Raw genomic sequence first — 23,302 nt, 5'->3', positions numbered from 1 at the left:
CTTTGGTGCTCATGCCACTGCCTCCGCGGTCAGCTGGGATTCGACAATTTCCTGGTAGGTGCTGGAACTTTCCAGCAGCTCGTCGTGGGTGCCGCGGTCCACAATCCGGCCGTTGTCGAGCACCAGGATCTGGTCGGCGTCGGAGATGGTGGAGACGCGCTGGCCGACGATGATCACGGTGGCGTCCGCGGTTTTAGCCTTGAGGGCCCGGCGGAGCCGGGCGTCCGTGGCGACGTCGAGGGCGGAGAAGGAGTCGTCAAACAGGAAGACCTTGGGCTCGGTGACAAGGGCGCGGGCGATGCAGAGCCGCTGGCGCTGGCCGCCCGAGACGTTGGTGCCGCCCTGGGCAATCCGTGACCCGAGCCCGTTTTTCTTCTCGCGCACAAAGTCCGCCGCCTGGGCCACGGTCAGGGCGTCCCAGAGCTGCTCGTCCGTGGCGTCGGGCTTGCCAAAGCGCAGGTTGTGCTCGATGGTCCCCGAGAACAGGTACGGCCGCTGCGGCACCATGGCGACGCGCTGCGTGATTTCCGCCCGGTCCAGGTTGGTGACCGGGACGCCGTCGAGCAGCACTTCCCCCGAGGCGGCGTCGTAGAGGCGGGGCAGCAGGGCCAGCAGGCTGGACTTGCCGGCGCCGGTGGAGCCGATGATCGCCACGGTCTGCCCGGGTTCGGCGGTGAAGCTGATGTCGCTGAGCACCGGCGCCTCGGCGCCGGGGTACGCGAAGGACACGTTCCGGAATTCCACCCGGCCCGCCTTCTCAGCCGGCGCCACGGGGGTGAGTGCCTCGTGGATGGAAGGTTCGACGTCGAGCACCTCACCGATGCGGTCCGCGCAGACCGAGGCACGCGGAATCATCATGGCCATAAAGGTGCCCATCATGACCGCCATCAGGATCTGCAGCAGATACTGGAGGAAGGCCGTGAGCGCGCCGACCTGCATTTCGCCGGCGTCGACCCGCTGGCCACCGAACCACAGCACGGCCGCGGTGGAGATGTGCAGGATCATGCCGATCGCAGGGAACATCAGGACGAACAGCGCACCGATTTTCAGTGACACGTCGGTCAGGTCCTTGTTGGCAGCGCCGAAGCGCTCGGCCTCGTGGGGTTCGCGGACGAAAGCACGGACAACGCGGATGCCGATGATCTGTTCGCGGAGGACGCCGTTGAGCCGGTCGATCTTCGTCTGCATGGACCGGAACAACGGCATCAGGCGAACCACGAGGTAGCCCACAACCACCACGAGCACCGGAACCGAAACCCAGACCAGCCAGGACAGGTTGACGTCCTCCCGGACAGCCATGAAGATGCCGCCGATGCACATGATGGGGGTGGCCACCATGAAGTTCAAGCCCATCAGCATGAGCATCTGCACCTGCTGGACATCGTTGGTGCCACGCGTGATCAGGGTGGGGGCGCCGAATACGTTGACGTCCTTCGCGGAGAAGCTGGTGACCTGGCGGAACACGCCGCGGCGCAGGTCGCGGCCGAACGCCATGGCCGCTTTGGACCCGAAGTACACCCCGGCGATCGCGGTGGCGACCTGGATGAGGGCGACGCCCAGCATCACCCCGCCGGTGCGCCAGATGTAGTCCGTGTCGCCGCGGGAAACGCCCTCGTCAATAATCTGGGCGTTCAGGCTGGGAAGGTACAGCGCCGCGATGGTGGAGGCCAGCTGGAAGAAAATGACTGCCCAGATGTACGGCAGATACGGCTTCGAATAGCGCCGTATAAGAGTGACAAGCATGCCCACGAGTCCTTAGGAGATACCGAATAAATGAGGCTGGAGAAGTGCCTGGCGGGGAACATCAACCGGATGCTCCCAGTAGTAGCAAAGGGGGCCGACAGCCATAGCCATCCAACTCTACGAAACGACCAGCCCGGGTGGAACATCGGCGACCGAAAATCATCCAAACGGCGTACTTTTCGCGCCCGGATCTCCCGGGGAGCCCGCGGCCGGCCCTGTCCGGGCCGGCCAGCGTGCCACTCCCCCACTCAGTCGCCCCGGCGCTGACTTTCGCGCTGCCGGCTGAGCACGTCAACGAATTCCCGGTCGAGGTCGACGATTCCGGTCCCTGCCATGGGACTGGCGGACGCGGCCGAGACGGGCGCCGCCGACTCAACCGCAGTCGCAGCGGACGGGGCCGTTGCAGACGGGGCCGGGCCGCCGCCGTCGACACCCTTTGACGAGGGGTTGACGATGTCCACGGTGCGCCGCAGCGGTTCTTCCTTGATGAAGAGGATCGCAACCAGGGCGACCAGCCCGATGATCGCGGAGACCATAAAGATCTGGGCCGTGGCGTCTCCGTAGGCGGCGCGCATGATCTCGCGGACGGGTTCCGGCATGTCTTTGAGGTCCATGCTGGCGCCGGCGCCGCCGCTGACGGGAATCCCCGCGGCAGCGAGTCCCTCGGTGGCGAGTTCCTTGACGCGGTTGGCCATGATGGCGCCCAGGACGGAGACGCCGATGGCGCCGCCCACCGACCGGAAAAACGCGACGGAGGCGCTGGCGGTTCCGATGTCGCTGGCCCGCACGGTGTTCTGGACTGCCAGGACGAGGTTCTGCATCAGCAGGCCCAGACCGATGCCGAGGATCGCGGTGTACACACCGGTCTGCCAGAGTTCGGTGGTGTGATCGATGGTTCCGGTCAGTCCGAGGCCACTGATCAGCAGGATGGCGCCCGCCACGAGGTACCGCTTCCATTTTCCGGTCCGGCTGATCAGCTGCCCGGAGACTACGGAACCGATCAGGTTGCCGGCGATCATCGGCAGGGTCAGGAGCCCCGCTTCGGTGGGCGATGCGCCGCGCGCCACCTGGAAGTACTGGCCCAGGAACGCGGAGGAACCGAACATCCCGACGCCGACGGCGATTGAGGCCAGGATGGCGAGGGCGGTGGTTCGCTGCGAAATGATCTTCAGCGGGATGATGGGCTGCGGCACCTTGGATTCCACCAGGACCAGCAGCGCCAGCAGGACCACGCCGCCGCCCACCATGGCCACGGTCTGCCAGGACCACCAGTCGTAGTAATCCGGGTTGCCGGCGAAGGACACCCAGATCAGCAGCAGGCTCACGCCGGAGGTCAGCAGGATGGAGCCGAGCCAGTCGATTTTCGCGGGGCGCCGGACGTGCGGCAGCTTCAGGGTGACCTGCAGCAGGATGAGGGCAATGATGGCCAGCGGGACACAGACGAAGAAGGTCCAGCGCCAGCCCAGCGGGCTGTCCACGATGAAACCGCCGAGCAGCGGTCCTCCCGCGGTGCCCACGGCCATCACGGCGCCCATGTAGCCGGAGTACTTGCCGCGGTCGCGGGGCGGGATGATGGAGCCGATAATGGCCATGGCCAGTGCCGTGAGCCCGCCCATAGCGACGCCCTGGATAACGCGGGCGGTCAGCAGCAGCGGGATGGTCTCCGACAGGCCTGCCATAACGGACCCGGCCACGAAGATCACGATGCTCAGCTGGACCAGGAGCTTCTTGTTAAAGAGGTCGGCCAGCTTGCCCCAGATCGGCGTGGTGGCGGCGTTGGCCAGCAGGGCAGCGGTGATGACCCAGGCGAAGTCCGTCTGGGTTCCATGGAGCTCGGACATGATCGTGGGCAGGGCGTTCGCGACGATCGTGCTGCTGATGATCGCGGTGAAGAACGCGGCCAGCAGGCCTGTGAGGGCTTCCATGATCTGGCGGTGGGTCATCACCGCCGCCGGGGCGGGTGGCTTCTCTGTGGTTGCTGTCATGGGGTGCTCCTCAAACAATGTCGGTCGTGGTGGTGGATCCGGCCGTCGTTGCCCGGGCTGATGTCCTGAGGGACTCAGCAAGTTTCTGCAGGGTATTGGTGGTTTCCTCGACGTCCTGCTCACTCCAGTCCTGCAGGAAACCGAGAAGTGTGGCGGCGCGCTGGTCCTCGATGGCGCGGAGTTTTTCGACCCCCGACGCGGAGAGCGCGATCAGTTGCGCCCGGCCGTCCAGGGGGTCGGGCCGGCGGACCACGTAGCCCTGTTCCTCCAGTTCGGCGATGTGCCGGCTGAGGACGGGGGCGCTGACGCCGAGCCGTTCCGCCAGCGCTGTGGCGCGGGATTCCCCCTCCCCCACGAAACGCAGGACGCCCTGCAGTGCCACGCCGGTGTCCTCGCCGCGCAGCTTCAGGGCGGCGACGCATCGGACGGCGCGTTGCAGGTCGAAGATCTGGTGGACGAGTTTGGCGGCGGTGTCCGGCGCGACTGCCATAGCGGCTCCCCTTTTGTTTGCCTAAGGCAACAAATATACCGGAAATTAGTTACTTTGGGAAACTAACCCTGTTTTCTGGGGGCTTGGCGGCTTAAACGCCAAGCGCAGACCGGCAGCAGTGCTGCCGGTCCGCGCTTGTTCTCGCAGAGGCGTGGAGCGTGGTGCTCAGACGTCCAGGTGCTTATGCCTCCAGGTGGGTGGGGGCGAACATCTTGAGCAGGGTCTCGACGACGACGACGTTCGGTCCGTCGGCGGCGAATCCGGCCTTGAGCGCGTCCCCGACGTCCTCGGGGGCAACGCGGACGGCCGGAACCCCGAACGCCTCCGCCAGCTTCACGAAGTCGGGGCGGGCAAGTTCGGTGGCGGTGGCCTTACCGAAGGCGCCCACCATGTATTCGCGCAGGATGCCGTAGCCGCCGTCGTCCACGATCAGCCAGGTGACCGGGACGTTGTGCTGCTTGGCCGTGGCCAGTTCGGAAATGGAGTACATCGCCGAGCCGTCGCCGGACACGGCGAGCACGCGGGCCGAACCGCCGGGCCTGCCGGTGGTTTCCAGGCCGACGGCGCCGCCGATCGCCGCGGGGAAGCCGAAGCCCAGCCCGCCGGCGCCCTGGGCGGAGTGGAACTGGCCTTCGCGGGCGTCCCAGCAGCTCCAGGCCCAGTATGCGGAGATGGTCATGTCCCAGAACGTCTGCATGGCCGAGGGGACGGCCTCGCGGATGTCCGCCATGAACTTCAGTTCCTTGCCGAGGTCCTGGGATTCCAGCCGGGCCTTGACCTTGGCCAGGGATTCCTTGACCAAGGCTTCCGGTGAGGTGCCGTGCCAGTCCGCCCGCTCCCCGTGCGGTTCCGTCAGGGCAGCGTCGAGGGCGTCGAGCGCCTGGCCGGCGTCGGCCCGGATGCCCAGGCCGGGGCGGTTGGATTCCAGCACGCGGGGTTCGGCGTCGATCTGGATAATCCTGCCGCGCGGCTCAAAGGTGAAGTAGTTGGAGGTCACTTCACCCAGCGAGGAGCCGATGACGATCAGCACGTCGGCGTCTTCGAGCAGCTCTGTCATGTGCTGGTCCTCGATCCAGGACTGCAGTGAGAGCTCGTGGTTCCACGGGAACGCGCCGTTGCCGCCGGGGGTGCAGATGACCGGCGCCCGCAGTTTCTCGGCGATGGAGAGCAACGATTTTTCGGCCCGGCCGCGGCGGGTGCCGCCGCCGGCGATAATGGCGGGACGTTCCGCCGTCGAGAGCCATTTCACGGCTTCGCGGACCAGTTCCACGCGGGGCGGGTTGTCGGCGGCCTCGGCGAGGGCGTCCTCCACCGGCGGAACCATGATGGGATCCAGCAGGACGTTCTGCGGGATTTCCAGCCACACCGGTCCCTGGGGCGAGGAGATCGCCTCGGTCCAGGCGTCCTGGATGGCGGAGGGAATCCCGGAGGCGTGCTGGATCAGCCGCTGGCTCTTGGTGACGTTCGCGGCCGAGGCCTTCTGGTCATCGAGCTGGTGCAGCATGCCCTTGCGGCGCGCGCCGAGTCCTTCGAGCGGGATCTGGCTCGCGACGACCACCATGGGAACGCCGGTGGCGTAGGCCTCCTGCAGCCCGGCCAGCGAGGTCAGGGCGCCGGGTCCGGTGGAGAGGAAGAGGACACCCACCTCGCCGGTGGCGCGGGAGTAGCCGTCAGCGGCGAAGGCCGAGTTGTTCTCCACCCGGGAGGAGACGAAGTGCAGGTTTCCGCGGCCCATCGCGTCGAAGAGGCCCAGGGCGTGCTGGCCCGGGATGCCGAAGACGGTCTTGGCGCCGAGCGCTTCAAGGGTCTCGACGACGAGGTCGCCGCCGTTGCGTACGTCCGTCACTGGGACACCCCGCTCTGGACGCGCGGGGACGCAGGAGTCGCGAAGCCGGCCGGGCGGCGGGATTCCTGGCCGAGGGCCTGGGCGGCGTAGCCGGTGGCCGCACCGAAGCGGTCGCCTTCCACGGCGCGGTCCGCCATCAGGGTGACCAGTTCGTAGGCGACGTGACTGGCCGCGACGCCGGTGATGTCGGCGTGGTCGTACGCGGGGGCGACCTCGACGACGTCGGCCCCCACGAGGTTCATGCCGCGGAAGCCGCGGATGATTTCCAGCAGCTCGCGGCTGGTGATGCCGCCGGCTTCCGGGGTTCCGGTGCCGGGCGCGTGGGCGGGATCCAGCACGTCGATGTCCACCGAGATGTAGAGCGGGCGGTTGCCGATCCGGTCGCGGACCTTGGCGACGGTTTCCAGCACACCCTGGTAGTAGACGTCGGCGGAGGTGACGATGCCGAAGCCGAAGCGGTGGTCGTCGTCGAGGTCCTTTTTGCCGTAGAGCGGGCCGCGGGTGCCGATGTGGCTGATGGCCTCGGTGTCCAGGATGCCTTCCTCGACAGCGCGGCGGAACGGCGTGCCGTGGGTGTATTCGGCACCGAAGTAGGTGTCCCAGGTGTCCAGGTGCGCATCGAAGTGCAGCATGGCAACGGGCTCGCCGGCGCGTTCCGCGGCCGCGCGCAGCAGCGGCAGCGCGATGGTGTGGTCGCCGCCGAGGGTGACCAGCTTGCTGCCGGAGGCGGTCAGGTCCAGGGCGTTCTGCTGGATGGTCTCGATCGCTTCGTTGATATTGAAGGGATTGACAGCCATGTCGCCGGCGTCGGCCACCTGGATGTTTTCGAAGGGGCTGACGTCCCAGGCCGGGTTGTACGGGCGCAGCAGGCGGCTGGCCTCGCGGATGTGGTTGGACCCGAAGCGGGCGCCGGGGCGGTAGGAGACGCCCGAGTCGAAGGGGACGCCGACCAGGGTGACGTCCGCCTTCGCGACCTGGTCCAGCCGCGGCAGGCGCGCATAGGTGGCGGCTCCCGCGTAGCGCGGAATGCGGGATGAATCGATGGGGCCAAGGTTGCCATTGGCCTCGATGCGCAGCTCTTCCAAAAGAAAGCCTCTCCTTCGAGGATTGACCGACGGGTGTGACAGCCATCATACACTCGAAGTTGCCTCTTGTGCATCAAATGTTTACCGATGCTCGTCTGCGGGCGCGGGTCGCGACGTTCCTGCCCAGCTACAACGGCGCCCCCGCCGGACCTAGCGACTGGCGGCTGGGACCAGCACCCAGAGGACCTCGACGGCGTCATCCGTCGGGTTTACCCAGGTGTGCGGCTCGCGGCCCGGGAAGGTCACGGTGTCCCCCGTGTGCAGTTCGAATTCCTCGTTGGTGAGGATCAGCCGGATGCTGCCTTTGACCACGTGGAGGACATCGACGTCGCAGTCCACCGCATAAAGTTCCGATTCGCCGCGGCCGCGGGGCTCGATCACGGCCTGGATGATCTGCACGCGGCGCTCCGAGCGCGCCGTCAGCAGCCGCTCCACGATACCCTCGCCGCCCAACGAGATCCGTGGACCTTCGTTCTTCTTGGTGAGATGCGTTTCCGGGGCGGCGAAGAGATCGCCGATCGAGATGGAGAGCACCTGGCACAGCGTCACGAGGGACGCCACCGACGGTGATGTGAGGTCGCGCTCGACCCGGCTGAGGAAACCCTTGGTCAGCCCGGTGGCATCGGCCACCTGCTCGATGGTGAGCCGCTGCGACTGCCTCGCGGCACGGATCCGGGAACCGATGGCAACGGGAACGTTGCTCGGTTCAACTGGTAGAGCCTTCATGTAGGAACCTTTCACGGCCGGCCGCTCGGCCCCATTGTTGGAGCAATACTAGCGGGACGGCACCCGCGGAACACCGGATCCGCCCGCGCCGCGTAATGCGTCTTGACTGTTACCCGGATCACAACATACTGTTTGGCAACAAGTGTTGCCTATTAGGCAATAGATGCCAAAAGGCGTGGTGGAGTACCTTACCCAGGGACCCTTCCGCCGGCAGTCCGTCACCGTACCCGTCAAGAAGCACCTGAGCCCCCGCGCCCTGTTGAGCGCCGGCGGGTTCAGCCGTGCTCCGAACAGCTCTGAGGAGCCCTTAATGGACGCAAGTTTCGTCAACATCGCCATTGTGGTGGTGTACCTGGTCGCCATGCTGGCGTTCGGGTGGTGGGGTAAGTCCCGCACCAAGAACAACAGCGACTTCCTGGTGGCCGGCCGCCGCCTCGGCCCGTTCCTCTACACCGGAACCATGGCCGCCGTCGTCCTCGGTGGCGCCTCCACCGTCGGCGGCGTCGGCCTGGGCTACAAGTTCGGCATCTCCGGCATGTGGCTCGTGGTCGCAATCGGCGCCGGCGTGCTGCTGCTCAGCCTGCTCTTCGCCGGCACCATCCAGAAACTCAAGATCTACACCGTGTCCCAGATGCTGAGCCTGCGCTACGGCAGCAACGCCACCCAGACGTCCGGCATCGTGATGCTGGCCTACACGCTGATGCTCTGCGCCACCTCCACCGGCGCCTACGCCACCATCTTCGTGGTGCTCTTCGGTTGGGACCGCGCCCTCGCAATCGCCATCGGCGGCGCGATTGTCCTGGTCTACTCGACCATCGGCGGCATGTGGTCCATCACGCTGGCCGACCAGGTCCAGTTCGTCATCAAGACGGTCGGTATCTTCCTCCTGATGCTGCCCTTCACGCTCAACGCAGCCGGCGGCTTCGAGGGCATCCGGGCCCGCGTGGATGCCAGCTTCTTCCAGATTGACGGCATCGGCATCCAGACGATCATTACGTACTTCGTCGTCTACACCCTGGGCCTGCTGATCGGCCAGGACATCTGGCAGCGCGTCTTCACCGCCAAGACCCCCACGGTGGCCCGCTGGGGCGGCGCCACGGCCGGCATCTACTGCATCCTCTACGGTGCGGCCGGCGCCCTGATCGGCCTCGGCGCCCGCGTCGCGCTGCCGGACATCGACGTCAAGGCCCTCGGCAAGGACGTTGTCTACGCGGAGGTCGCCACCAACCTGCTCCCGATCGGCATCGGCGGCCTGGTGCTCGCCGCGGCCGTCGCCGCCATGATGTCCACGGCTTCCGGCGCCCTGATCGCCGCCGCCACCGTGGCCCGCGCCGACGTCCTGCCGTTCGTCGCCAGCTGGTTCGGCAAGAACATCAACACCGATGACACGGACAACCCGGAGCACGACGTCAAGGCCAACCGCATGTGGGTCCTGGGCCTCGGGATCGTTGCGATCGTCATCGCCATCATCACCAAGGACGTCGTCGCAGCCCTCACCATCGCGTACGACATCCTGGTCGGCGGCCTCCTCGTCGCCATCCTGGGCGGCCTGGTCTGGAAGCGCGGCACCGGCGTGGCCGCCGCCGCCTCCATGGCGGTGGGCTCGGTCATCACCCTCGGGACCATGATCGTCCTGGAGATCAACGCCGAGGTCCCGCTCGACGGCATCTACGCCAACGAGCCGATCTACTTCGGCCTGCTGGCCTCCGCAGTGGTCTACATTGCGGTGTCCCTGCTGACCAAGCCGACGGACCCCGCGGTCATGGCCAACTGGCACCGCCGCGTCGCCGGCGGCGCCGCCGAGGAAGAACAGGTCCCCGTCCTGACCCACTAGGGTCCTGCCAGCGAGTTAAAGGTCGACGGCGGCGCTCCCTTTGAGGGGGCACCGCCGTCGAACTTTTAAGCTGAGCCTTGAGGCCGCTTGCCACTCAAACGCTGGGACAATCACTCATTCTCTTCAGGCTCAAGGAATTCTTCCCCGTCGCGGGCCACCACCGGTTTGTCGTCGCCCAGGAAGTCCTGTTCCTCCAAGGGAACGATCCGGTCGGCCTCTTCGAAAAGCTCTTCCTCTTCCGTTTCCGCGGAGTCACTCACAGGCGCGTCCTCGGCGTAATCGTAAGCGGGATCGGACTCGAGGGAATCCCGGGCCGGCTGGATAGGACGTGAACCGATGTTGTCCATGATGCAACCTCCGTGTGACTGGGGTGGCGGCAGCGGCTCCGAAGAGCGCGCCCTGGGTTTTCATTCGAACACTGGGAACCCGGCCGGTCAAGACCTCCCGCCGGCGCTGACCGCGACAGCCGCAAACGTCCCGGCGGCACCGGAATTTTTACGGTTTGCCTAAACTCCCCGCTGAGGATCGCCAGCCGAAAAAACGCGGAAATACGGGGTACGCTGGAAACGCAACGGGGCCGAACCATGCCCGCTTAAGCCCAGGAGCTTCCGTGTCTCAGCACGCCACATCTGATCCGTCCAACCCGGACCCCCGCCGCCCGGAACCCCGCGAGGACGCGCCGGCCGCAACACCCGCCGCTGCCCCCAGCAGCGCAATTCCGCCCGCCGCAGCACCCAGCGCCGCGGATATCAAACGGTGGCGGCAGTACCTCGCCGACGAACGCGCCGAGGCCTCCGTCTACCGGGACCTCGCCCAGAACCGCCACGGCGAAGAGCGCGAGATCCTCCTCGCCCTGGCCGAAGCCGAAGGCCGCCACGAGGCGCACTGGCTCCAACTGCTCGGCGACCAGGCCGGCCGCCCCCGCCCCGCCTCACTCCGCAGCCAGTTCCTGGGTTTCCTGGCACGCCACTTCGGCTCGGTCTTTGTGCTGGCCCTCGCCCAGCGGGCCGAAAGCCGGTCCCCCTACGCCACCGAGCCCTCCGCCACGCCGGCCATGGTCGCCGACGAGCAGATCCACGAGGAAGTGGTCCGCGGGCTCGCTACCCGGGGCCGCAACCGGCTGGCCGGAACGTTCCGCGCGGCCGTTTTCGGGGCCAACGACGGACTGGTCAGCAACCTGTCCCTGGTCATGGGCATGGCCGCCTCCGGCGTGGGAAGTTCCGTGGTCCTGCTCAGCGGTGTCGCCGGGCTGCTGGCCGGGGCGCTGTCCATGGGGGCGGGCGAATTCATTTCCGTGCGCTCCCAGCGCGAACTCCTGGCCGCTACGCTCCCCACCCAGATCACCCTGGCCGCCGCACCGTCGCTGGACATCGCACACAACGAACTCCTGCTGGTCTACCTGGCGCGCGGCATGTCGCGGGAGGCTGCCGAACACCGCGTGGCGGAGCGGATGGGCCTGCGCGACTGCGACTGCGATCCCAGCCTCTCCCTGCAGCCGGAGGTGCCTGAATCCCGTGACGAACATGTTGCCGTCGGCACCGCCTGGAGCGCGGCGGCGTCGAGCTTCTGTTTCTTTGCCTCCGGCGCCATCGTTCCCATCCTGCCCTTTGTCCTGGGCATGACCGGGGTCGCGGCCCTCGTGGTGTCCGCGGCTCTGGTGGGCCTGGCACTCCTGTTCACCGGCGGCGTCGTCGGGCTCCTCTCCGGGACGTCGCCCACCACCCGCGGGCTCCGCCAGCTGGCGATCGGCATGGGCGCGGCAGGTGTGACGTACTTGCTGGGTATGGCCTTCGGCGCTGTGGTCGCCTAGTGGACGGTCCTGAGTTCCGGGACCGGTCACCGCGGCATAGCCGTCCGCGCACCACGTGGCGGATCTTCCGCGGCCTCGCCGCCGCTGCGGTCATTGCCGGCGCGGCGTTCCTGGCCGCAGGCTTCATCTACGGCGATCCGCGCTTCTCGGGACTCTTCGAAGTCAGCCGCGGAACCGGTCCGGGCACAGCGATGGCGGGCCAGCCCGGGCAGCCGGCTGTCGCTGAGTCGGTCCGGACGGACACTCCCCCGCCCGGAGTCGAAGAACAGGACGAGCCGCTGGGCCACCCGCAGAAACCGGACGTCGCCAGCGAATCGTACAAGTTCCTGGCCACGAACGACGACGGCACCCCAGTGGGCTATTCGCCATGCCGGCCGCTGCACTACGTGGTGAACGCGGCGCTCGCTCCAGAAGGCGCCGAGCGCCTGGTCGAGGATGCGATCAGCACGATCTCCCGGGCGACCGGCATTCAGTTCGTCGACGACGGTCCCACCACCGAGGCGCCGTCGCAGTCCCGCATCCCGTACCAGCGGGACGTCTACGGGGAACGCTGGGCGCCGCTGCTGATCGCGTGGACCACCCCGGACCAGGCGCCGCAGCTCAAGGGACCGGTGATCGGGACCGGCGGCAGCACCCACTTCAGCTTCGGCGACGGGCCCAAGAGCTTTGTCACGGGCAGCCTGGAACTCGACGCCCCGCAGATCGCCGAGGACCTCAGCCAGACGGACGGTTCCGCGTATGCCACCGCGGTGATCCTGCACGAACTGGGCCACGTCATGGGGCTGGAGCATGTGAACGACCCGGTGCAGCTGATGTACCCCGAGATCGGCGCCCCGGACGGACTGGCCGCGGGCGACCTGAACGGCCTGTACCAGCTGGGCAAGGCGCAGTGCCGCAAGGACCTCTGACCGATCAGCGGTCCAGGACGGCGAGCGCTTCCTCCACGGTGTCCACCAGGAAGATCCGGCTCTCCATCTGCCGTCCGGCCGCGAGGCTCTGCAGCAGGGGCCAGGCCGGGTAACGCCGGAGCCAGTGCTCCTGCCCCACCAGCACCATCGGCATGATGGTCTCCGGGGTGCCGTAGTAGTTCTCGCAGGCATCCTGGAAGATCTCCTGGACGGTGCCGCCGGAGCCGGGCAGGAAGACAATGCCGCCGTTGCACAATTCCAGGAGGACGGCCTCGCGGATGGCGTTCGCGAAGTACTTGGCGATGTGCGTGGCGAAGAAATTCGGGGGCTCGTGCCCGTAGAACCACGTGGGGATCCCCAGCGACGGCGTGCCGTCCGGATGACGTTCGACGACGGCGGCGGCGGACCGCGCCCACGTTGACACGGAGGGCAAGAACCCGGGAACCGCGGCGAGATCGGAGAGGGCCCGCCGGAAGTCCCGCTCCGGAGCAGTGCTCAGGTAGGCGCCCAGGTTGGCGGCCTCCATGGTGCCGGGCCCGCCGCCGGTGGCCACCAGCCGGCCGGCCCTCGCCAGCAGCCGTCCCAGCAGTGCGGCCTCCTCGAAAACGGCGGAACCGCGGTGGGCGGCGTGCCCGCCCATGACGCCCACCATGGTCCGGCCGGCGCAGAGTTCCGAGCGGGTCAGTTCATCGAGGGCATCGCCGATCGAATGGTCATGCAGTGCCGCGGCCAGGGTGGCGTCCAGCCGGTGGCGCTGGCCCGGCCGGATGCTCCACTGGTACACCCTGGCGTCGGGGGTGTCCTCATAGCGTGAGTCCGAGATCCCCGCGTAGAGCTCCTGCGGGGTGTAAAGACGCCCGCGGTACGGGTTGAACGGTACCGCCTCAAGTTTGGGGAAGATCAGGGCACCGCGGCTGCGCAGCGACTCCTCCATGCCGGCGTCGAAGGTGCATCCGAGGAAGATCCCGCCCTGCGCGTGCAGTCCGGCGAGCTGTGCCGTCCGTCCGCGCAGGTCCAGTGACTGGACATGCCAGCCCTGCATGGTTTTGGCCCCGGCCGCGACCAGCCGGTCAAAGCTGTCGAGGGATTCGACCTCCAGCGTGCGGGGGCTGGGGTGCAGGCTGCGGGCGGCGTTCATGGAGCCAGCCTAGACCGTGGCGTTTAACCCCGTTGCGCTATCACTTTTGGCGGCCATTCCGGGAGGATGAGGCCGAAAAAGTGATAGCGCAACGGGCGGTGGGCCGGGTTCCGGTCAGGAAACCTGGAGACCGCCGTTGATGTCGTAGGTGGCGGCGGTGATGTAGCCCGAGTCCTGGCCCAGCAGGAAGGCGATCAAGGCCGCCACTTCCTCGCGGGTGCCGACGCGGCCCATCATGATGCCCTCGGACAGCTGTGCCTTGCGCTCATCGGTGAGGGTTCCACCCATGATGTCGGTGTCGATCGGGCCGGGGGCAATGGCATTGACCGTGATTCCGAACTCGCCAACTTCACGGGCCAGCGCACGGGTGAACCCAAGAATTCCGGCCTTGGTGGCGCTGTAGGCAACCTTCGAGAACGTGCCGCCGCCGCGCTGGGCGGAGATGGAGGAAATGCTCACGATGCGCCCGAGCTTGCGCTCGATCATGCCCTTGAGCACGCGCTGGGACACGATGAAGGTTCCGCGCATGTTGATGGCGAAGACCTTGTCCCACTCCTCCACCGTGGTTTCCATGAACGGCGTCGGGGAGCTGATGCCCGCCAGGTTGGCCAGCGCAACGATCGGCGGGAGTGAGGCTTCGATCTCGGCGATTGCCCGGTCAACGGACGCTTCGTCGGATACGTCGGCGCCGACGCCGATGGCCTTGACCGCACGGTTGGAGCCAATCTCCGCGGCGGCAGACTTGGCGTCCTCCGCATTGATGTCAAGGATGGCGATGGACCATCCCTCGCTGGCCATCCGGTCGGCGGCCGCGCGGCCGATGCCGCGTGCGGACGCGGCGCCGGTCAGGACAACCGTGCGTTCGGAGGGGAAGGTGCTGGGAGTCATGAGGTTTTCCTTCGGGGATTTCGGGATCAGGAGAGTTTGGCGGTGGCCGCGGAGTCAGCGGTCACATCGGCAGTCGCGGCAACTGCCGGATCCAGCGCGGCATCGCCTTCCGGGCGTTTACGGGCGTAGAGGTAGGTGGCCACCGCGGTGATGCACAAGCAGAGGGACAGGAACAGCAGGCCGCTCTGGTTGTTGCCCGTGGCATCGTTCAGGAGTCCTACGGCGTACGGGGCAACGAACCCGCCCAGGTTGCCCAGCGAGTTGATCAAGGCCAGCCCGGCAGCTGCCGCCGCCCCCGTCAGTGCGGCGGACGGCATGGAAAGGAACGGGGCGATCGCGCCGTAGATACCCATGGCGGAGGCCGTCAGGCCGATCATGGCCAGGATCGGGTTGACGGGCAGCAGGTATCCTGCGGCCAGCAGACCCATGCCGGCCAGCACCATGCTCACGGCGGTGTGCCAGGCACGCTTGCCGGTCCGGTCTGCACGCTTGCTCCAGAAGTACACAAAAACGGCGGCCACGGAGTAGGGGATCAGCACGATGAAGCCGATCTGCGCCGTGGAGAACGTTCCCATGGCGGAGACGATCGTGGGCATCCACAGGCCCAGTCCATAGATGCCGCAGACCAGTCCGAAGTAGAGGGCGGAGTAGGTCAGGGTGCGCTTGTCCTTCAGGCCTGCCAGGAAATTGTGGTTGCCGGTGCTGGACTTGACGGCCAGTTCCTTGTCCATGGTGGAGGCAAGCCATTCGCGCTCCTCCGGGGCGAGCCACTTGGCGTCCCGCGGACGGTCGGTCATAAGGATGGGGGTGAGCAGGCCCAGCAGGATGGCCGGGATGCCTTCGATGATGTACAGCCACTGCCACCCCTGGAGACCCATGATGCCGTCCATCTGCAGGAGCAGGCCGGAGACCGGAGCGCCGAGGGCGTTGGACACGGGCTGCGCGAGGATGAAGATGCCGAGCACCGTGACACGCTGCGCGGCGGGGAACCACAGCGTCAGGTAGAACAGGATGGCGGGGAAGAACCCTGCCTCTGCCGCACCCAGCAGGAACCGGATGATGTAGTAGGTGGTCTCACCGTTCACCATGCACATGGCCGTCGCGAAGATGCCCCATGTGATGAGGATCCGGGCCAGCCACTTGCGTGCGCCGAACCGGTACATGCCCGCATTGCTGGGGACCTCCAGGAGCGCGTAGCCGAGGAAGAAAATACCGGCGCCCAGGCCATAGGCGGCGGCGTTCAGGCCGATGTCCTCACTCATGGTGAGTTTGGCGAAGCCCACGTTGTTGCGGTCAAGGTAGGCAACGAAGTAGAGCAGGACGATCAGGGGCATAATGCGGCGGCGGACCTTGCGGAGCGTACGCTCGCCAAGCTCGCCGAGTCCGGCGGACTTTAAGGAGAGTGAAGTCATCTTCGACCTTCTGTCTAACGGAGGCCGTCACCTGCGATGGTGGCGGGAATCCGTGGGGATATGTGGGGGCGGTCCGGTTCAACGGGGGAACTGGAGCTGACGCAATCTAAGTCAGATGTCAGACATCTGATTGAGGAACTGAGAAAAAGCATAGAAGAGTGATGTGGATTACGTCAAGACCCTACTGGTGCGTGGCGTTAAATCAGGAGGCCGGGTTGTGCACGTAGCGTTCGTAGTCCTGGTACGTCTGCTCCATGTGATCGTCCATGGTGCGCCGGGCCAACTCGGAGTCGCCGCTGAGGATGCTGTCCATGACCTTCTGGTGGTATTCGATGGCGTGCACCTGGATCTGCTCAACGGCAGAGGTCTCGCGTCGCTTCACGTAGAGGAGCTGGCCCAACTGGGCGAACAGCGCCCGGATAAAGGGGTTTCCGGCGGCCCTCAGGACGGCGTCGTGGAAACCGATGTCGGCCGCGACGAAGGCATCCAGGTCGCCGGAATCGTGAAAGCGCTTCATATCCGCGATGCACTGGCGCATCTGCTCTGCGTGCTCGGTGGTGTGGCGTTTGGCCGCGAGCGCGGCGGCCCCGGTTTCCACCATGCGCCGCATTTCGATCAGGCCCACCGCGACCTGCTCCGCGCCGTTCCCGTGCGAAGCGGCCTTGAAGATCGCATCCAGCCCGGTCCAGTTATCGGACGGGTTGACGAAGGTCCCGCGGCCGGCTTTGACGTACAGGATGTTCTGCGCCCGGAGGGCCTTGAGCGCCTCGCGCACCGTGAGGCGGCTGACGTCGTAGGCCTTGGCGATGTCGGCCTCGGGCGGGATGGCTTCGTGGGGCTGCAGCTTGCCGTCCAGGATGTCGTCGAGCAGGCCGTCAACGAGGTCGTCAACGAGTGTCCTGCGGCCCATTGCGCGTCCCACCTTCATTCTTGCCTTGTGCTCCCGGTGCCACCCACATTACAGAAGCCGGGGGACGGGCCGGGACCGGCCCGCGTCACCGTCCTTCTGGGTGGCCATCCGTGGAACTCCCCGCGCGGCCCGCTTCGCGCGGCCCGGAAGCCGCCAGATAGGCCTCAAGCTTGGCCAGGGTCTTTTCCAGGTTGGCAGGGTGCCGCCGCAGGTAGCCCGCGAGCCGCAGGAAGAACTTGCCGCGGACCTGGCGGGCGTCCCACTGTTCGGTGACCAGTGTGCCCGGCTTTCCGTCCGAATCCGCGGCGGGTTCCAACAGGTAGCGCCAGACGTGGCCGTAGAAGTGCCGCCACGCGATCCGCCGGCCCTCCTCGAACTCGCACACCGTGTTGAGGATCTTGTAGTCCATTTTCATGTTCATTTCCATGCCGAACTTCGCACCAAGGGCCAGCCGTTCAGGGCCGCGCGGCTGGGCACCCTTGACGGTGTCCGAGCCGTCGATGACGCTGTGCAGCGCAGGCGTGGCCAGCACCTCGAAGATGGCAACCGGCGCGGCGGCGATGAAACGGCTGCGGGACACAAGATATCTGTTCGTCATCCGGCAATCCTAGCCCTGCGTTGTGACACAGAAATTGTGGTGCAAAATAAATCATGCAGACTCCGCCCCTCCCCCGCAGCAACCGGCCCCGCATCGGAATTCCCGTCCGGCTCAGCAGCTCTACTGACCCGGATCCGCGCGTGGCGGAGGCCGACGAGCTCTTTGACTACATAGTGGAACTGGTGCGCGACGGCGGCGGCGAACCGGTGCTTCTGGCGGCGCCGGATGAGGCGCTTAAGGCGCTCGACGGCGTCGTCCTTCCCGGCGGCGGCGACCTGGACCCCCGGCTCTACGGCGAGGAACCCGGTGACGCCTGCTACGACGTCAGCCATGCCCAGGACGAGTTGGACCTGGCCATCGCGCGGCGGTCCATCGACGCCGGACTGCCGGTGCTGGGCATCTGCCGGGGGCACCAGCTGCTCAACGTCCTCTACGGCGGAACGCTGATCCAGGACATGGACCCGGGCACCGTAGCGCACCGGGAACCCGCGCCGGCGCACGGGGCCGGGCCATGGGCCTGGCACGAGGTTGACCTGCACGGGGGAAGCAAAGTGGCTGGACTTTACGGCGCATTCGGGAACGGCGGCACGGGGAACACCGGCCGGACGGACGGCACCACCGGCGTCACGGTCAAGATTGCCTCCGGTCACCATCAGGCCGTGGCGCGGGTCGCCGAAGGTCTTGTGGTGACAGCTGTCGCCGAGGACGGGACCGTCGAGGCGCTGGAGGACCCGGAGCGCTGGGTGGCGTCCGTGCAGTGGCACCCCGAGGCCCTGGAACTCCCGGCCGAAGAACGGCTCGCCCCGTTCCGCGCCTTTGTTGAGATCTGTCGACGGCGGCAGCTGCGGTAGACGCGGCAGCTCGGACGTATTTTGTCCTGACATCCCCGGCTTTCCCCTGCTACTATCAACTTAGGCAGTATGTCCTATCAAGCGAACATATGCCGGACACATGACTGGCGGCCGCACCGGGTTCCAGTCCGGGGCACAAGGGAGCGCTTCAACAGTGGCTATGCAAAAAGTGGCGAATCAACTTAATCTCAACATCGACAGGTCCTCCCCGGTGCCGCTCTACCACCAGGTGGTCCAGGGTATTGAAGCCGCGATCCACGGCGGGGTGCTTCCCCCGGGCAGCCGCCTCGACAACGAGATCGACCTTGCCGCCCAGCTGAACCTTTCCCGCCCCACCATGCGCAAGGCCATGGACGAATTGGTCCGCTCGGGCCTGCTGGTGCGCAAGCGCGGCGTCGGCACGCAGGTGGTCTCCAGCCAGGTACGGCGCCCCCTGGAGCTGTCCAGCCTCTTCGATGACCTCAGCAACAACGGCAGCAAGCCCACCACGGAGGTGCTGAGCTTCTCCCACGACGAGGCCGACGCCGCCACCCGGGCGGCACTCCAGCTTCCCGACGGCGCAAAGGTCTACCATTTCACCCGGCTCCGGAAGGTCGGCGGAAAACCGCTGGCGCTGATGGAGAACTGGGTCCGCGATGACATCACCCCCATCGACGAGGCGCTCCTCGGCGCGCAGGGCCTCTACGGGATCCTCCGCAACGGCGGCGTGAACTTCCGCCTCGCGTCGCAGCGCATCGGCGCCATGATCGCCAACGACTACCAGGCATCGCTGCTGGACACCACCCCCGGTTCAGCCCTCGTCACCATGGAACGCACCGCCGTGGATGACACCGGACGCCAGGTGGAAACCGGACACCACGTCTACCGCGCGGATTCCTACAGCTTCGAAATGACGCTCGTCCAACGCTAGGCCCCACCGGCGCCAACCGGCAGCGCCGGCCGTCCGGCGCTGCCAGTCCGGCATTGCCCGGCCTGGGCGCCAGGCGGTGGCGCACTGCGCGACGTCGTGAACGCACCCACCCCGTATCCCCCCGCGCCCCCCTCCGGCGCGGCAGTGACGCGACAACGAAAGGGCACAACTCATGGCCAACTGGGTCTATCCGCTCGGCACCGCCGCCCAAGGCACCTGGGACGTCTCCCTGGGAACGTCCGATTCCACGCTGGAGGTGGCGGGCTGGGCCCACACCGGACTGAAGGTCGCCACGCTGGCGGCCGCGGCCGCCGTCGAACTTCCCGCCGCGGACGAGGAGCGCATTGTGGTCCCGCTTAACGGCGCCTTTACGGTGTCCGTCGACGGCGAGGAGTACCGGCTGGCCGGCCGGGACAGCGTCTTCAGCGGCCCCAGCGACGTTCTGTACACCGGAACGGGCAAGGCGGTGACCATCAGTTCGTCCGACGGCGGACGCGTCGCCGTCGCCACCGCCCCGGCCAAATCCTCATACCCGACGCGCCTCATCACGGCCGCCGAGACGCCGGTGGAACTGCGCGGAGCCGGCAATTGCTCCCGCCAGGTCCACAATTTCGGGACCCCCGCCGCACTGGAGGCGGACCGCTTCATCGTCTGCGAGGTCCTCACGCCGGCCGGCAACTGGTCCTCCTACCCTCCGCACAAGCACGATGAGGAGAAGGACGGCGAGACCAGCCTCGAGGAGATCTACTACTTCGAGACCCGGGTCTCCCCCGGCGCGCCGGCCCGGCTGGGAGCGGACGACGCGATCGGGTATCAGCGCGTCTACGCCTCGGACGAGCGGCCCATCGACGTCTCCGCGGAAGTGCGGACCGGTGACGTCGTCCTCGTGCCCTACGGCTGGCACGGCCCGGCCATGGCAGCCCCGGGCTACGACATGTACTACCTCAACGTGATGGCGGGCCCCGGCCCCGTCCGCGACTGGCTGATCAGCGATGACCCGCACCACGGCTGGATCCGCCAGACCTGGGAAGGCCAGGACCTCGACCCGCGCCTGCCGTTCGGCGCCTGAAGCTGAACCGAAATGCCTATCCCGGCAAGCCCGCGCAGCGCAAAAAACCCCGGAGCCACCAGGCTCCGGGGTTCTTTCGTCTTTGGCGCTCCACCCCGGTGACGGAACCGGGGTGGAGTGCCGGCTTAGCGGGCCACGGTCTGGGCCACCCGGACCGGCACGCCGGTCGCGAGGGATTCCTGTGCGGCGTCGGCCACCCGGGAGGCTGCCACGGCGTCCTCGGGGGTGCAGGGGTTGTCCCGGCGGCCCAGGATCAGCTCGACGAAGGCCGCCATCTCCGAGCGGTAGGCCTGGTCGAACCGCTCCGCGAACGTGCGGTGGGGCTCCCCCGCCGGGAACGTGATCCCGGCTTCGGCGGAGGCCAACGCGGTCTTGTCGTCCAGGCCCACCATGAGCGAGCTGCGGGAACCCTGGATTTCCAGCCGTACGTCGTGGCCGGCGCCGTTGTACCGCGTGGCCGAAACCGTCCCGACGGTGCCGTCGTCGAACGTCACCAGCGCGAGGGCCGTGTCCACATCGCCGGCGGCACCAATGGCAGGGTCCCCGTTGTTGGAACCCCGGGCGTAGACCTCGACGATTTCCCGGCCGGTGAGCCAGCGCAGGATGTCGAAATCGTGGACCGAGCAGTCCCGGAACAGCCCGCCGGAGCTGGCCAGGAACTCGACCGGCGGTGGCGTCATGTCGCACGTGACGGCGCGCAGCGAGTGGATCCAGCCCAGTTCCCCGGCCTGGTGGGCCCGCCGGGCCTCCTGGTAGCCGGCGTCGAAGCGCCGCTGGTGGCCGATCTGGACCACGCCCTGCCGGTCCCGGATGTAGTCGAGCACGGGCAGGGCGTCCGCCACGTTCAGGGCCACGGGCTTCTCGCAGAAGACCGGGATTCCGGCGTCCACGCCGGCCTTGATCAGTTCGGGGTGGGTCCCGGTTCCTGTGGCGATGACCAGTCCGTCCAGCCCGGAAGCCAGGATCGACTGCACCGAGGGCAGGAACTCGGCACCGAGCCCGGCGGCTACGGCCCGGGCGTGGTCGGCGGCGACGTCAGTGAGCCGGAGCCGGACGTTGATGCCCTGCGGATTCAGCACCCCGTTGAGCGCTGCGATGTTGTTGGCGTGCATGACGCCGATCCGGCCCACGCCGACCAGTCCCAGGATTACGTCTCTCATGCTCCTACTTCCGCGTGTGGTGCGGGCACGGTGAACGCTGCCCGGAAGGCCTCCAGGGCCGCGTAGCTGTCACCGCTGGCCCAGGCTTCCATGCCCACGGTTCCGCCGTAGCCGGCCTCCGCGAGCGCCCTGGCGACGGCAACGTAGTTGATTTCCCCGGTGCCGGGTTCGCAGCGCCCGGGAACATCCGCCACTTGGATTTCGCCGACGTACGGCAGGGCGTTCCGGACGAGCTCGATCAGGTTCCCCTCCCCCATTTGGGCGTGATAAAGATCCAGCATGAGCCTGGCGTTGGGGTGCCCGGCGGCCTGTACCAGCGCCAGGGTGTCCTTGGCCCGGGCCAGCGGGATGCCGGGGTGGTCGAGGATGGTGTTGAGGTTCTCAAGGCAGAAGGTCACCCCGTACTTGTCGCCGAGCCGGCCAAGCCGCTCCAGGGTCCCCGCCCCCGTGCTCCACATGTGGCCGCTGGGCCGGTAGACCGGACGGGCTGCCTGGCCGTCGATGAGTTCAGCCGGGTGCACCACCATGCGGCTCACGCCGAGCTCCAGGGCAGTGGGGATGAGCGTCTCCGCCGTCCGCACCACCTCGTCGGCCGAGTCCGGGTCAACCAGGCTGCCGGCGGTGTAGCCCGTCATGGACGAAAACACCGCCCCGGTGGCCTTGAGGGCCCCGATGTCCTTGGTCCGCGAGTCCCAGAGCTCGACGTCGAAGCCGGCCTCATGGATCCGGCGCACCCGCTCCGTGAACGGAAGGTCGGTGAAGACCATCTCGGCGCAGACGGCAAGGCGCATCAGAGGACCGCCGCGGTGTTGACTGCCGCAGTATTGACCGGCGCTGCGTTGACCCCTACGGGGGTGCCGCGCTTGACCGATTCGATGCAGGCCAACGCCATGGCCAGCGCGCGCCGGGCGTCCGCCGCGCCGGGCGTGAGTGAGTACGCGGCCGACGACGGCGCTGGATCGTCACTGCGTCCGTCCCGCCGTACCCGCACGGACTCGGCGAAGTCGACGAGCTCGTCCGTATAGGCCTGCCGGAAGAGCTCGACGTTCAGCCGTGGTGTGTCCGCCGACATGCCGTCGGCGGTGTAGCGGCGGGCGGCGGTTTCCGTGGCCCGCCCGGCCTGCACCATGCCTCTGGAACCAAAGACTTCCCCGCGGATGTCATAGCCATAGAGGGCGCTGAAGTTTGCCTCGGCCACGGCGATGGCACCGTTGCTGTACCGGATGGTCACGACCGCCGTGTCCAGGAAGCCTTGGTCGCGCAGGCCCGGTTCCACGAGCGCATCGGCGATGGCGTAGACCTCCACCGGCTCCGCGCCTTCGTTGAACCAGTTCAGGGTATCGAAGTCGTGGATCAGGGTTTCCAGGAAGACAGTCCAGGCCGGGACCCTGGCCGCGTTTGGAATGCTTCCGGTGCCGGGATCCCGGGTCAGCGAGCGCAGCAGCTGCGGCGTTCCGACCGTTCCCGCGGCTAGATCCTTCTTGGCAGCCTGGAAGTCGGCAGCGTACCGGCGGTTGAAACCGATCTGGAAGTGCACGCCGGCCGCCTCCACGGCGGCCAGGGCGGCGTCGAGCTCAGCCAGGCCCAGCCCGGCCGGCTTCTCGCAGAACACATGCTTGCCGGCGGCGGCAGCCTGGGCGATCAGGGCCGAGTGGAAGCGCGCCGGGCTCGCGATAATCACGGCGTCGATCTCCGGATCGGCCAGGATGTCGGCGGCGTCCGCCGTCACCTTGCTCGCACCCAGGACGGACGCCAGCCCAGCGGCGGACTCAACATTGGGGTCCGCGATGGCGGCGAGCTCGGCGCCGGGGACCCGGCGGGCGATGCTCTCTGCGTGGAAAGCGCCCATCCAGCCGGAGCCGATCAGTCCGATCTTCACCGGCTGGGTTGCGTCGGACGGGTTGCGGTTCAGGTAAGCCAAAGGCTTGTCCTTTCAAGA

At 67.3% G+C, this 23,302-nt stretch carries 21 protein-coding genes; 6 read left to right on the top strand and 15 right to left on the bottom strand.

Annotated elements, in window-relative coordinates:
• Positions 1 to 9 precede the first annotated feature (9 nt).
• The 6 genes from AC6EUH_RS12610 to AC6EUH_RS12585 form a co-directional block, all read right to left on the bottom strand.
• Positions 10 to 1,743 (bottom strand): ABC transporter ATP-binding protein, encoded by a 1,734-nt coding sequence (locus AC6EUH_RS12610; protein ID WP_499738831.1) that lies wholly within the window; start codon positions 1,741 to 1,743, stop codon positions 10 to 12.
• A 248-nt stretch (positions 1,744 to 1,991) separates the two neighbouring features.
• Positions 1,992 to 3,728 (bottom strand): MDR family MFS transporter, encoded by a 1,737-nt coding sequence (locus AC6EUH_RS12605; RefSeq protein ID WP_499738830.1) that lies wholly within the window; start codon positions 3,726 to 3,728, stop codon positions 1,992 to 1,994.
• Between the two features lie 10 nt (positions 3,729 to 3,738).
• Positions 3,739 to 4,218: a MarR family winged helix-turn-helix transcriptional regulator gene (locus AC6EUH_RS12600; RefSeq protein WP_056424660.1), complete on the bottom strand. Its 480-nt coding sequence runs from the start codon at positions 4,216 to 4,218 to the stop codon at positions 3,739 to 3,741.
• A 181-nt stretch (positions 4,219 to 4,399) separates the two neighbouring features.
• Positions 4,400 to 6,064 (bottom strand): thiamine pyrophosphate-binding protein, encoded by a 1,665-nt coding sequence (locus tag AC6EUH_RS12595; protein ID WP_056424657.1) that lies wholly within the window; start codon positions 6,062 to 6,064, stop codon positions 4,400 to 4,402.
• A complete protein-coding gene (gene speB, locus AC6EUH_RS12590) occupies positions 6,061 to 7,149 on the bottom strand; it encodes an agmatinase (protein WP_056424655.1) in 1,089 nt (362 codons plus the stop codon). Before speB ends, AC6EUH_RS12595 begins: the two co-directional genes overlap by 4 nt.
• Positions 7,150 to 7,299: 150 nt before the next feature.
• A complete protein-coding gene (locus tag AC6EUH_RS12585; protein WP_056424651.1) occupies positions 7,300 to 7,875 on the bottom strand; it encodes a helix-turn-helix domain-containing protein in 576 nt (191 codons plus the stop codon).
• Between the two features lie 310 nt (positions 7,876 to 8,185).
• Between AC6EUH_RS12585 and AC6EUH_RS12580 the strand changes: the two genes are divergently transcribed.
• Positions 8,186 to 9,709, top strand: coding sequence for a sodium:solute symporter family protein (locus AC6EUH_RS12580; protein WP_499738829.1), 1,524 nt, complete (start codon positions 8,186 to 8,188; stop codon positions 9,707 to 9,709).
• A gap of 110 nt (positions 9,710 to 9,819) precedes the next feature.
• On the opposite strand, the gene AC6EUH_RS12575 is transcribed toward AC6EUH_RS12580, so the two are convergent.
• Positions 9,820 to 10,056, bottom strand: a complete 237-nt coding sequence (locus AC6EUH_RS12575; protein ID WP_056424648.1) for a hypothetical protein — start codon at positions 10,054 to 10,056, stop codon at positions 9,820 to 9,822.
• 263 nt (positions 10,057 to 10,319) lie between these two features.
• Here AC6EUH_RS12575 and AC6EUH_RS12570 point away from each other — a divergent pair, with 263 nt between their 5' ends.
• Positions 10,320 to 11,519, top strand: a complete 1,200-nt coding sequence (locus AC6EUH_RS12570; RefSeq protein WP_056424645.1) for a VIT1/CCC1 transporter family protein — start codon at positions 10,320 to 10,322, stop codon at positions 11,517 to 11,519.
• On the top strand, positions 11,519 to 12,427 hold the full coding sequence (locus tag AC6EUH_RS12565) for a matrixin family metalloprotease (RefSeq protein ID WP_056424643.1): 909 nt from the start codon (positions 11,519 to 11,521) through the stop codon (positions 12,425 to 12,427). The genes AC6EUH_RS12570 and AC6EUH_RS12565 overlap by 1 nt, the downstream gene beginning before the upstream one ends.
• A 4-nt stretch (positions 12,428 to 12,431) precedes the next feature.
• Here AC6EUH_RS12565 and AC6EUH_RS12560 read toward each other — a convergent pair whose 3' ends face one another.
• The 5 genes from AC6EUH_RS12560 to AC6EUH_RS12540 all read right to left on the bottom strand — a co-directional run bounded on the left by AC6EUH_RS12560 (position 12,432) and on the right by AC6EUH_RS12540 (position 17,373).
• Complete coding sequence (locus AC6EUH_RS12560) at positions 12,432 to 13,565, bottom strand: LOG family protein (RefSeq protein WP_056424640.1); 1,134 nt, start codon at positions 13,563 to 13,565, stop codon at positions 12,432 to 12,434.
• Positions 13,566 to 13,679: 114 nt separating this feature from the next.
• Complete coding sequence (locus AC6EUH_RS12555; protein WP_056424637.1) at positions 13,680 to 14,453, bottom strand: SDR family NAD(P)-dependent oxidoreductase; 774 nt, start codon at positions 14,451 to 14,453, stop codon at positions 13,680 to 13,682.
• A 26-nt stretch (positions 14,454 to 14,479) separates the two neighbouring features.
• Entirely contained in the window at positions 14,480 to 15,865 is a 1,386-nt protein-coding gene (locus tag AC6EUH_RS12550) for an MFS transporter (protein WP_499738828.1), read from the bottom strand.
• Positions 15,866 to 16,067: 202 nt separating this feature from the next.
• Complete coding sequence (locus AC6EUH_RS12545) at positions 16,068 to 16,775, bottom strand: FadR/GntR family transcriptional regulator (protein WP_056424632.1); 708 nt, start codon at positions 16,773 to 16,775, stop codon at positions 16,068 to 16,070.
• A gap of 85 nt (positions 16,776 to 16,860) precedes the next feature.
• A complete protein-coding gene (locus AC6EUH_RS12540; RefSeq protein ID WP_499738827.1) occupies positions 16,861 to 17,373 on the bottom strand; it encodes an SRPBCC family protein in 513 nt (170 codons plus the stop codon).
• Positions 17,374 to 17,426: 53 nt separating this feature from the next.
• On the opposite strand from AC6EUH_RS12540, the gene AC6EUH_RS12535 reads away from it, so the two are divergent.
• The 3 genes from AC6EUH_RS12535 (at position 17,427) to iolB (ending at position 20,203) form a co-directional block, all read left to right on the top strand.
• The gene (locus AC6EUH_RS12535; protein WP_499738826.1) at positions 17,427 to 18,224 is read left to right on the top strand and encodes a gamma-glutamyl-gamma-aminobutyrate hydrolase family protein; all 798 of its coding nucleotides are present in this window, start codon (positions 17,427 to 17,429) and stop codon (positions 18,222 to 18,224) included.
• A gap of 169 nt (positions 18,225 to 18,393) precedes the next feature.
• Positions 18,394 to 19,134, top strand: a complete 741-nt coding sequence (locus tag AC6EUH_RS12530; RefSeq protein ID WP_056424623.1) for a GntR family transcriptional regulator — start codon at positions 18,394 to 18,396, stop codon at positions 19,132 to 19,134.
• A gap of 172 nt (positions 19,135 to 19,306) precedes the next feature.
• Positions 19,307 to 20,203, top strand: a complete 897-nt coding sequence (iolB, locus tag AC6EUH_RS12525; protein ID WP_499738825.1) for a 5-deoxy-glucuronate isomerase — start codon at positions 19,307 to 19,309, stop codon at positions 20,201 to 20,203.
• Positions 20,204 to 20,328: 125 nt separating this feature from the next.
• On the opposite strand, the gene AC6EUH_RS12520 is transcribed toward iolB, so the two are convergent.
• From AC6EUH_RS12520 to AC6EUH_RS12510, 3 genes are read right to left on the bottom strand one after another with little or no spacing between them, the layout of a single operon-like run.
• Positions 20,329 to 21,363: a Gfo/Idh/MocA family oxidoreductase gene (locus AC6EUH_RS12520; protein WP_499738824.1), complete on the bottom strand. Its 1,035-nt coding sequence runs from the start codon at positions 21,361 to 21,363 to the stop codon at positions 20,329 to 20,331.
• The gene (locus tag AC6EUH_RS12515; protein ID WP_499738823.1) at positions 21,360 to 22,154 is read right to left on the bottom strand and encodes a TIM barrel protein; all 795 of its coding nucleotides are present in this window, start codon (positions 22,152 to 22,154) and stop codon (positions 21,360 to 21,362) included. Before AC6EUH_RS12515 ends, AC6EUH_RS12520 begins: the two co-directional genes overlap by 4 nt.
• Positions 22,154 to 23,284: a Gfo/Idh/MocA family oxidoreductase gene (locus AC6EUH_RS12510; RefSeq protein ID WP_499738822.1), complete on the bottom strand. Its 1,131-nt coding sequence runs from the start codon at positions 23,282 to 23,284 to the stop codon at positions 22,154 to 22,156. The genes AC6EUH_RS12515 and AC6EUH_RS12510 overlap by 1 nt, the downstream gene beginning before the upstream one ends.
• Positions 23,285 to 23,302 lie beyond the last annotated feature (18 nt).

Source organism: Arthrobacter sp. 001422645 (assembly GCF_059816125.1).
Note: the sequence above shows the minus strand (reverse complement) of the source record. Positions and strands in the feature narration are given on the sequence as shown.

What these genes read in the sequence shown, in the direction of transcription:
- AC6EUH_RS12605 (WP_499738830.1), bottom strand. Translation starts at nt 3,728, where the DNA reads ATGACAGCAACCACAGAGAAGCCACCCGCCCCGGCGGCGGTGATGACC.
- AC6EUH_RS12520 (WP_499738824.1), bottom strand. Translation starts at nt 21,363, where the DNA reads ATGAGAGACGTAATCCTGGGACTGGTCGGCGTGGGCCGGATCGGCGTC.
- AC6EUH_RS12580 (WP_499738829.1), top strand. Translation starts at nt 8,186, where the DNA reads ATGGACGCAAGTTTCGTCAACATCGCCATTGTGGTGGTGTACCTGGTC.
- AC6EUH_RS12550 (WP_499738828.1), bottom strand. Translation starts at nt 15,865, where the DNA reads ATGACTTCACTCTCCTTAAAGTCCGCCGGACTCGGCGAGCTTGGCGAG.
- AC6EUH_RS12540 (WP_499738827.1), bottom strand. Translation starts at nt 17,373, where the DNA reads ATGACGAACAGATATCTTGTGTCCCGCAGCCGTTTCATCGCCGCCGCG.
- AC6EUH_RS12515 (WP_499738823.1), bottom strand. Translation starts at nt 22,154, where the DNA reads ATGCGCCTTGCCGTCTGCGCCGAGATGGTCTTCACCGACCTTCCGTTC.
- AC6EUH_RS12600 (WP_056424660.1), bottom strand. Translation starts at nt 4,218, where the DNA reads ATGGCAGTCGCGCCGGACACCGCCGCCAAACTCGTCCACCAGATCTTC.
- AC6EUH_RS12545 (WP_056424632.1), bottom strand. Translation starts at nt 16,775, where the DNA reads ATGGGCCGCAGGACACTCGTTGACGACCTCGTTGACGGCCTGCTCGAC.
- AC6EUH_RS12585 (WP_056424651.1), bottom strand. Translation starts at nt 7,875, where the DNA reads ATGAAGGCTCTACCAGTTGAACCGAGCAACGTTCCCGTTGCCATCGGT.
- AC6EUH_RS12610 (WP_499738831.1), bottom strand. Translation starts at nt 1,743, where the DNA reads ATGCTTGTCACTCTTATACGGCGCTATTCGAAGCCGTATCTGCCGTAC.
- AC6EUH_RS12575 (WP_056424648.1), bottom strand. Translation starts at nt 10,056, where the DNA reads ATGGACAACATCGGTTCACGTCCTATCCAGCCGGCCCGGGATTCCCTC.
- iolB (WP_499738825.1), top strand. Translation starts at nt 19,307, where the DNA reads ATGGCCAACTGGGTCTATCCGCTCGGCACCGCCGCCCAAGGCACCTGG.
- AC6EUH_RS12560 (WP_056424640.1), bottom strand. Translation starts at nt 13,565, where the DNA reads ATGAACGCCGCCCGCAGCCTGCACCCCAGCCCCCGCACGCTGGAGGTC.
- AC6EUH_RS12555 (WP_056424637.1), bottom strand. Translation starts at nt 14,453, where the DNA reads ATGACTCCCAGCACCTTCCCCTCCGAACGCACGGTTGTCCTGACCGGC.
- AC6EUH_RS12535 (WP_499738826.1), top strand. Translation starts at nt 17,427, where the DNA reads ATGCAGACTCCGCCCCTCCCCCGCAGCAACCGGCCCCGCATCGGAATT.